9 protein-coding genes and 1 riboswitch are annotated in these 7761 nt (G+C 68.6%); of the genes, 3 read left to right on the top strand and 6 right to left on the bottom strand.

Translation table 11 applies throughout. The annotated features are described in order from the left end of the window. The 4 genes from ribH to ribD all read right to left on the bottom strand — a co-directional run. On the bottom strand, positions 1-426 hold a 426-nt coding region (gene ribH / locus ABD089_RS08655), incomplete at its 3' end, for a 6,7-dimethyl-8-ribityllumazine synthase (protein WP_343885935.1). Further along, positions 423-1634 carry a 3,4-dihydroxy-2-butanone-4-phosphate synthase gene (gene ribB, locus ABD089_RS08650; RefSeq protein ID WP_343885934.1) on the bottom strand — a complete coding sequence of 404 codons (1212 nt, stop codon included), beginning with the start codon at positions 1632-1634 and terminating at the stop codon, positions 423-425. The genes ribH and ribB, both read right to left, overlap by 4 nt. Next, a complete protein-coding gene (locus tag ABD089_RS08645) occupies positions 1631-2236 on the bottom strand; it encodes a riboflavin synthase (protein WP_343885933.1) in 606 nt (201 codons plus the stop codon). The genes ribB and ABD089_RS08645 overlap by 4 nt, the downstream gene beginning before the upstream one ends. After that, entirely contained in the window at positions 2236-3234 is a 999-nt protein-coding gene (ribD, locus tag ABD089_RS08640) for a bifunctional diaminohydroxyphosphoribosylaminopyrimidine deaminase/5-amino-6-(5-phosphoribosylamino)uracil reductase RibD (RefSeq protein ID WP_343885932.1), read from the bottom strand. The genes ABD089_RS08645 and ribD overlap by 1 nt, the downstream gene beginning before the upstream one ends. A 199-nt stretch (positions 3235-3433) precedes the next feature. After that, a riboswitch (FMN riboswitch) is annotated at positions 3434-3564 on the bottom strand. A 204-nt stretch (positions 3565-3768) separates the two neighbouring features. On the opposite strand from ribD, the gene ABD089_RS08635 reads away from it, so the two are divergent. Beyond that, positions 3769-4269, top strand: coding sequence for a nucleotidyltransferase domain-containing protein (locus ABD089_RS08635; protein WP_343885931.1), 501 nt, complete (start codon positions 3769-3771; stop codon positions 4267-4269). A gap of 131 nt (positions 4270-4400) precedes the next feature. After that, positions 4401-4847, top strand: coding sequence for a GNAT family N-acetyltransferase (locus ABD089_RS08630; RefSeq protein WP_343885930.1), 447 nt, complete (start codon positions 4401-4403; stop codon positions 4845-4847). 94 nt (positions 4848-4941) lie between these two features. Here the strand turns inward: ABD089_RS08630 and ABD089_RS08625 are convergent, their stop codons facing one another. Together ABD089_RS08625 and ABD089_RS08620 are read right to left on the bottom strand one after the other, a co-directional pair. After that, on the bottom strand, positions 4942-5229 hold the full coding sequence (locus ABD089_RS08625) for a hypothetical protein (protein WP_343885928.1): 288 nt from the start codon (positions 5227-5229) through the stop codon (positions 4942-4944). A 299-nt stretch (positions 5230-5528) separates the two neighbouring features. After that, positions 5529-6893 carry an IS110 family RNA-guided transposase gene (locus ABD089_RS08620; RefSeq protein ID WP_343885927.1) on the bottom strand — a complete coding sequence of 455 codons (1365 nt, stop codon included), beginning with the start codon at positions 6891-6893 and terminating at the stop codon, positions 5529-5531. A 160-nt stretch (positions 6894-7053) separates the two neighbouring features. Here ABD089_RS08620 and ABD089_RS08615 point away from each other — a divergent pair, with 160 nt between their 5' ends. Beyond that, complete coding sequence (locus tag ABD089_RS08615; protein WP_343885925.1) at positions 7054-7689, top strand: aspartate/glutamate racemase family protein; 636 nt, start codon at positions 7054-7056, stop codon at positions 7687-7689. The last annotated feature ends 72 nt before the right edge of the window (positions 7690-7761 follow it).

The raw sequence follows: 7761 nt of genomic DNA, 5'->3' as shown, positions 1-7761 counted from the left end.
GGTGGCGGCTTCATGTCCCTTGTCCTCCAGCGAGCCGGGCAGGCCGGCCCGGTCGAACGCCTGCTGCTCGTCGTCGCAGGTCAGCACCCCGAAGCCGATCGGCGTGGCGGTGCGGATGCTCACCTCGGTGATGCCGTTGGTGGCGCCGGCGCAGACATAGTCGAAGTGCGGGGTGCCACCGCGGATCACCACCCCGAGGGCGACCAGCGCGTCGAAGCGATCCGCCAGGGCCGCGCAGGCGACCGGCAGTTCGAAGGTGCCCGGCACCCGGACGAGCGTGACATCGGTGACGCCCGCCTCGGCCAGCGCTCGCTGGGCGCCTGCCACCAGCCCGTCCATGACGGTGGTGTGCCACTGCGCCGCCACGATGGCGACCTTCAGCGCGGGGGTCTGGACGGTGATGGTGGGTGCTCCTGCGCCGCTCATGCGTGCGCCTCCTCGAGGTTGGTCGGCAACCGGTGGCCCATCCGGTCTCGTTTGGTGGCCAGGTAGGCGAGATTGTCCGGCCCCACGCCCACCAGGGACGGCCGGACGCCGGTGACGTCGAGCCCGTCGAGGGCCGCGACCTTGCCGGGGTTGTTGGTGAGCAAGGTGATGCGATCGACGCCGAGGGCGGTGAGGATCGCTACGGCGGCGCCGTATTCGCGCGCGTCGACGGGCAGGCCGAGGCGGGTCTGGGCGTCGACGGTGTCGGCGCCTGCATCCTGCTCGTGGTAGGCACGCAGCTTGTCGAGCAGGCCGACGCCGCGTCCCTCGTGCCCGCGCAGGTAGACCAGGACGCCCGGCTCGGACGACAGCTGGTGCTGGGCACGGCGCAACTGCTCCCCGCAGTCGCAGCGCAGCGAGCCCAGCGCGTCCCCGGTGAGGCATTCCGAATGGACGCGGACGAGGTTCGTCCCACCCTCTGTGGCCAGACCCAGCGGCGAGACCATCGCGAGGTGCTCAGCGCCGGTGAGCAGGTCGCGGAAGCCGACCGTCTCGAAGCGTCCAGCAGCGGTGGGGACGATGGTCCGGGTCACCTCCTCGACCCGGTCGTGGACGCTGCGCCAGCGCACGAGTTGCTCGATGGTGACCACCGGGAGGTCATGCTGGTCGCCGAGGGCGACGACGTCGGGAGTGCGCATCATCATCCCGTCGTCGTGCACCAGTTCGCCGATGACCCCCACGGGACTCAACCCGGCCAACCGGCACAGGTCGACGCAGGCCTCGGTGTGGCCGCGGCGCGACAGCACTCCCCCGTCGCGGGCGCGCAGCGGGACCACGTGGCCGGGCCGGGTGAAGTCATTGGGACGCGCGTCGGGCGAGGCCAGCAGCCGCGCCGTGGTGGCGCGGTCGTGCGCGCTGATGCCGGTGGTGGTCCCCTGGGCCGCGTCGACCGTGACCGTGTAGGCGGCCCGCAGCGCGTCGGTCGAGTGCGCCACCATCAACGGCAGCTCCAGGCGGTCGGCCCATCGCTCGGGCATGGGCGCGCACAGGTAGCCGGAGCTGTGCCGGATCGCCCAGGCCGTCCACTCGTCGGTGAGGGTCTGGGCCGCCAGGATGACGTCCCCCTCGTTCTCGCGGTCGTCGTCGTCCAGGACCAGTACTGGACGTCCCTGCCGCAGCGCGGCCAGCGCCTGCTCGATGGTGTTCATCGTCCGGCCTCCGCGCGGGCCTGCCGGAGGCGTTCGACGTACTTGCTCAGCACGTCGACCTCCAGGTTCACCGGGGCGCCGGGCCCCTTGCTGCCCAGGGTGGTGAGGCGCAGAGTGGTCGGGATCAGGGAGACCTCGAACCAGTCCGCACCCACCGCCGAGACGGTCAGCGAGACGCCGTCAACGGTGATCGATCCCTTCTCCACCACGTGTCGGGCGATGCTGGCGGGCAGGTCGAAGCGGACCACCTCCCAGCGCTCCCCGGGGGTGCGGGAGAGCACGGTCGCGGTGGTATCGACGTGGCCTTGGACGATGTGGCCACCGAAGCGTCCGTCCGCGGCCATCGAGCGTTCCAGGTTGACCGGGTCGCCCACCTGGAGCGCGCCCAGGCTGCTGCGGCGCAGGGTCTCGGCCATCACGTCGACGCTGAAGCCCTCGGCGTCGTGGTCGACGACGGTGAGGCAGACCCCATTGCAGGCGATGGAGGCGCCGGGTGTCGCGTCGGAGACCACAAGGGGTCCGCGGATGCGCAACACCGCTGATTCGGCGCCCTCCTGCTTGCCGGCCAGCGTGCCGAGCTCCTCGATGATTCCGGTGAACATCAGATCGTCCTTCCAGGGTTGGGTTGCAACACCAGGGCAAAGTCTTCGCCCTCGTGGATGACTTCGGTGGTGGTGAGGCGGGCGATGTCGGCGATGGTGCCGATACCCAGGTCTGCGGTGGCTGGACGTCCGGTGCCGAGCAACGCGGGAGCGATGCAGGCGATCACCTCGTCGACTAGGCCCGCCCGCCAGAAGGCTGCAGCCAGGCGTGGTCCGCCCTCGAGCCAGACGTGGTGGACGCCGAGTTCGCGGACCTCCTGCAGTGAGCGGTCGGGATCGCGATGGGCGAGGTGGACGAATCGTCCGTCATCGCCCCGGACGCGCGCCGCTGGTGGAATGTCGCGGACGCCCAGCACCACCCGCCAGGGCTGTCGCTCGGCCAGCTGGCCGGCTTCGTCGCGGGAGGTCATGCGGGGGTCATCGGCCAACACCGTCCCGGTACCCACCAGCACGGCGCCGCACTCGGCCCGCCGACGCAGCATCGCCGCCCGCATCGGTTCGCGGGTGATCCATTGGCTGGTGCCGTCGGCGGCGGCGCTGAACCCATCCAAGGTGGCGGCGAACTTCCAGGTGACGAACGGACGTCCGTGCTGCTGGGCGAAGGTCCAGGTGCGGTTCAGCGCCGTGGCTTGGTCGGCCAGCAAGCCCCCGCTCACCTCGACGCCGGCTGCCCTCAGCGTCGCGGCGCCGCCCGAAGCCAGCGGGTTGGGGTCCGACTGGGCGTGGACGACGCGAGCAATCCCAGCGTGCAGCAGCGCCTGCGAGCAAGGTCCGGTGCGTCCCGTGTGGTTGCAGGGTTCGAGGGTGACGATTGCGGTTCCCCCGCGGGCGCCGCTGCCCGCCTCGGCCAGGGCAGCAACCTCGGCGTGCGGAGTGCCGGCGCCCTCGTGCCAGCCCTCCCCCACGACCTCGCCGTCGCGGTCAAGCAGGACGCAACCCACCCGTGGGTTGGGGTCGGCGGCAGGTCCGCGCGTCGCCAGCGCGAGGGCACGACGCATGGCGTGCTCCAAGAGGCCCGAGTGGGCTTCGGATGTGGTGTGGTTCATCAATCTCCCCGGTCGGCTACATCGCCGTGCGCCGGGGTTTGCGGACGCGTCGGCGTCCGCTGGGTGCGCACAACCGACGCGCGCGGGCAGCCCGCACGACGTCGACGGCTGCGCAGCACCCGCCACGGGTCGTCGGCGCGCGCGCCGTGACCCACGTGTTTCCTCCCATCCGGACTTTCACCGTCGGTCCTGGAATTTCACCAGGTCAACCGTCCGCTGGCTGCGGACGGGTCGCGGACTCTTACCGCCGGTTCGGACTTGCACCGACCCCGGAACACGTTGAAATCGAGCATGCCACAGGGTCACAACCGCGGATCCGGCGTTCACACGGTGGCCGGCCAAGTTGGCCCTTGGCAGGGGCGTGACATCACTCTCATGCTTGATATGTGGGTGATGGCGGACGGCCTTGGCCGTGCAGGTGGGGGTGCCGGCCAGCGGCCGTGAAATTCCCTTGAGTGATCGGACGATCGAGTGAAGGCTGTCGGTATGTCACCAGCTGGATCCACCCCCGCACATGAAGTGCTCGCAGTCATTGAATGGCTCTCGACGCGCAAGGTCACGTATCAGGTCAACGGTGGCTGGGCCGTCGACGCCCTCGCCGGTAACCAGACGCGTGAGCACGGCGATCTCGACGTCTTCGTCGACGCCAACTTCGTGCCGGCCCTGCTGGCCTGGCTCGAAGAGCGCGGGTACTCCACCGTCGAGGACTGGCTCCCCATCCGCATCGAGCTCGCCTCGTCTGCTGGCCGAATGGACGTCCACCCGATGACCATCAACGCCCGGGGTGACGGGATCCAGCAGGGCTTCGGTGGCGAGACCTTCCTCCATGCCGCGGCCGAGCGCGCGACGGGAACGATCGACGGCGTCCCGGTCGTGGTCGCCACGCGCGCCCGTCTGCGTCAGCTGCAAGAGGGTTACGAACTCCGCCCCCAGGACCACCACGACCTCACGGTTCTGGCGCAGCTCAAAGCAGACCCGGGGAACTAGCCACGAGCCTTGGCCCGCAGCCCTCACGTCTGAGCCTGCACCCGGATCACCCGCATAATGCCGATGACAGGGCGTCTCCCTTTCACGAACCTCCGAGGTGCCCGACCATGTGCGCACCTGCGCTGACGACCATGACCATCGAGCTGAGGCCAATCACCGTTGCAGACGCGGAGGCGCATGCCGCGGGCGAGGACGATGAGTCCGTGAAGTGGCTCAGCGGCGGCTACGCCCCGATCGAGCGGGTACGCGACTACCTGCCGGGTCTCGAGGACAACTACCGACGTCAGAGGGGCAAGCGAGGCTTCGGCATCTGGGTAAACGGTCGTCTGGGCGGCTACATCGACTTCGACCCGGACCGTGAAGACGGGCTGGCACCTGGAGATGTGAACATCGCCTACAGCGTTCACCCGTGGGCCCGCCGTCGAGGTGTGGCCGTGGAGGCCGTGAATCTCTTGTGCCAGTGGATGGCTTCCTGGGACATCGATACGCAAGCCGCCATCCGCGTTGAGCCTGAGAATGTCGCGTCGGTCAAGGTGGCCGGGCGTGTCGGGTTCAAAGCCGTCGGCGAGCTAATCTGATCCACTGATGTCCAAGCGGACGGAGCACCTGCCCACCTACTCCTGTTCCGCCGTCCCCTTACTCAGCCGAACATCTGCCTCTGGCGCAGGTAGATCAAGAATCCGTGGCGAGCTCGCGGGCTCGCCTGACCAGAAGTTCCATGATCCGGTCGGAACATAAGTTCTCCTCAGCCCGCGCATCAATGGCCTGGTCGTACTCGTCGTCGAGTTCCACCAGGTCCTGCAGTTCCTCTGGCCCGTCGTGACCAATGGCATGCATCGCCGCGAGGAACTGTTGCCCGCTAATCCGGCCCGTCAGGAAGTCCTTCGCGGTGGCGCGAGCGAAGTCCCACGGGTCATCCTCAGCGCGCAGCTCATTCCTCGCTCTTGCTGACGACCACATGCACTGATCATGTCAGGCGCTTCGCATGACCAAGTCGAGCAACGCACTGTCATCAGCGTGAGGCGTTTCGTGTCAAGGCTGGGTCGGGTGTCCCGGGGTTTTCGTCGGTCCCTGCATAGGTAATGGAGCTGGGCTCTGCAGCGTGTGATCGGGTTGGTCGACGAGGGTCGGGGCTGCCCATGATGACAGACGGGATACCGATGGGGTTCCCAATGCCGCTGAGGGCTCGCCCCGACCCAGCTCTTGGGTGTGGACGCCTGGCTGATGGCGACGCGGGCGGGTGGCTTGTAGGGGTTGGTTCAGGCAGCGATGGCCTCCAGGTGGACGACCGTGGCGACGGGCCTGCTGCCAGTGGAGGCGATGTCGGGGCTCCAGGCCTGGCCGGTGGTGACGATCGCGTAGAGCTGCCGCAGGATCGCCGCCGCGACGATGGTCTGGGCCTGGGTGGGCTTGAGCCGATTCGTGTTACGGCTGGTCAGATACCGGTAGCGGGCCGCGTAGACACGGTTGTTCTGCAGGCAGCCCCAGACCGCCCGCCAGGCCGCGACCCTCAATGCCGGCCGACCCGCCCCGGTCAGCCGGGCCTTCCCGGTGAACGCGCCGGACATCCGCTCCCGCGGCGCCAGACCAGCATGTTTCACGACGGCGCGGGCGGAGGCGAAGCGGGTCAGGTCACCGGTCTCGGCCAGGATCGCGGCCGCGCCGACTGCGGACAATCCGTCGATGCTGGTCACCAACGAGGTGAGGCCGAGCTCGTCGAGGACGGTGGCCATGCGGGCCTCGACATCGACCTGCTGGGCCTTCGCGTGGTCCCAGTCGTCGAGGACCCAAGCGATCCGTTCGAACGCGGAACGACGGTGCTCGATGACACCGGCCGGATCGGCCAGCGCCTGGAACAGGCCGGTGGTGATGCGGTGACAGGCCTTGGTCTTGCCACGGCGCTGGACCTCCTGGAGGACCTGGTGCTCGAAGCGAGCCAGGCCGCGGCGCCGGGTCAGAGTCAGGTCACCGCCGTCACGGACCATGATCACTTGCAGCGCGGCGACCCAGGTGGTCGACTTGAACGGCTGCTTCGCGGCCGCCAGCGCTGCGGGCCAGACACATTCGAGCAGGTCACGGATCTGCTGGACCGCCTCGACGCGCTGTCCGAGCAGACGTTCGCGGCGTTGCCCGAGGTAACGCAGCCGGGACCAGGTCTCGTCGACCGGTTCGGGCAAGTAGCAGCGCAACTGGGCGGTCAGCCGGGCGATCAGGACAGCGTCCTTGTCGTCGGTCTTGTCGATGGTCAGGTCCTCGGTCTTGCGGGCCCACGACGACAACATCGGCTGGACACACACGAAGCTCATGCCCCGCTGGGCGGCGAGCTGCCCGAGGACGCGCCAGCGGTGCCCGGTCGGTTCGCAGGCGACCGTCACGCCGGCGTAGCCGGCTTTCTCGGCGCGGTCCGCGGCCCAGTCCAACGCTTTGCCCAGGTCCCAGGCCTTGCAACGGAACGTTCGGCGCGCCAAGACCTTCGAGTCGTGGTCACAGACCACCAGCATCTGCTTCACGTCCGCAAGGTCGATCCCGACGATCGCGTTCGTGACCGGGACCGCCTCCCGGAGCCGCCCGAGTCGGGCATTGCGGTTGCGGTCACCACGGGAAACACCACTAGCGTGAGACATGTTCGTCCTCCTTCTGCGATGGGACACCAAGCCCTCCAAGCGCAGCAGGAGGACGTTCCCTCACGCCAGACCCCGTGTGCTCAAACACGTTCCTATGCCGCTGGTCTCACCCAGGGCTGGGTGGCCCCTCTGCCGTGCGAAAGGCGTCACGATTCACGTCATGCCGACCATCGGGTTCTTGCACACCTCCCCAGTTCACGTGCCCACCTTCGAGGCGCTGCTGAAGGAGGTCGCGCCGTCCGCCCACGCCCTGCATGTCGTCGACGAAGACCTCCTGGCCGACGCCCGGACACACGGACCGGCTGCAGTCGCAGACCGAGTCCAGACGGCACTCTTGAGACTTCAGGACCGAGGAGCAGGCGTCGTCTGCTGCACCTGCTCGACGATCGGAGACGTCGCCGAGCAGGCAGAGGTCGCGATCCCCGTCTTCCGAGTTGATCGCCCCATGGCGTCCCAGGCCGTCAAGGCCGGACGACGAGTCGGCGTGGTCGCTGCTCTGGAGTCCACCATCGCGCCCACCTCGACTCTCCTGGAAGACGTAGCCCGCGAGGCCGGACGCGCGGTGGAGCTTCAGCCCGTCCTCGTGGAAGATGCGTGGGCTCGTTTCGAGGCGGGTGATGTCGCCGGCTACCTCGAACTCATCACCGAAGCAGCACGAGGCATGGCCCGCGGCGTGGACGTGATCGTCCTCGCGCAGGCCAGCATGTCCGGCGCCCAGGCGGCCTTGGGCGACCTGCCGATACCTGTCCTGAGTTCGCCTCGGGCTGCTGCCGAACACCTGGTGGTCCATTTCTGAGACCAGCGCACTCAACTGGCACCCCTCTGTGTCAAGAAGGGGTCATGACGCGATCGGCAGCGGGGTCGTAGT

It is taken from the genome of Luteococcus sanguinis (assembly GCF_039527675.1).
In the GTDB taxonomy this organism is placed as follows: Bacteria; Actinomycetota; Actinomycetes; order Propionibacteriales; family Propionibacteriaceae; genus Luteococcus; species Luteococcus sanguinis.
This window is presented reverse-complemented; position numbering and strand designations above follow the sequence as displayed.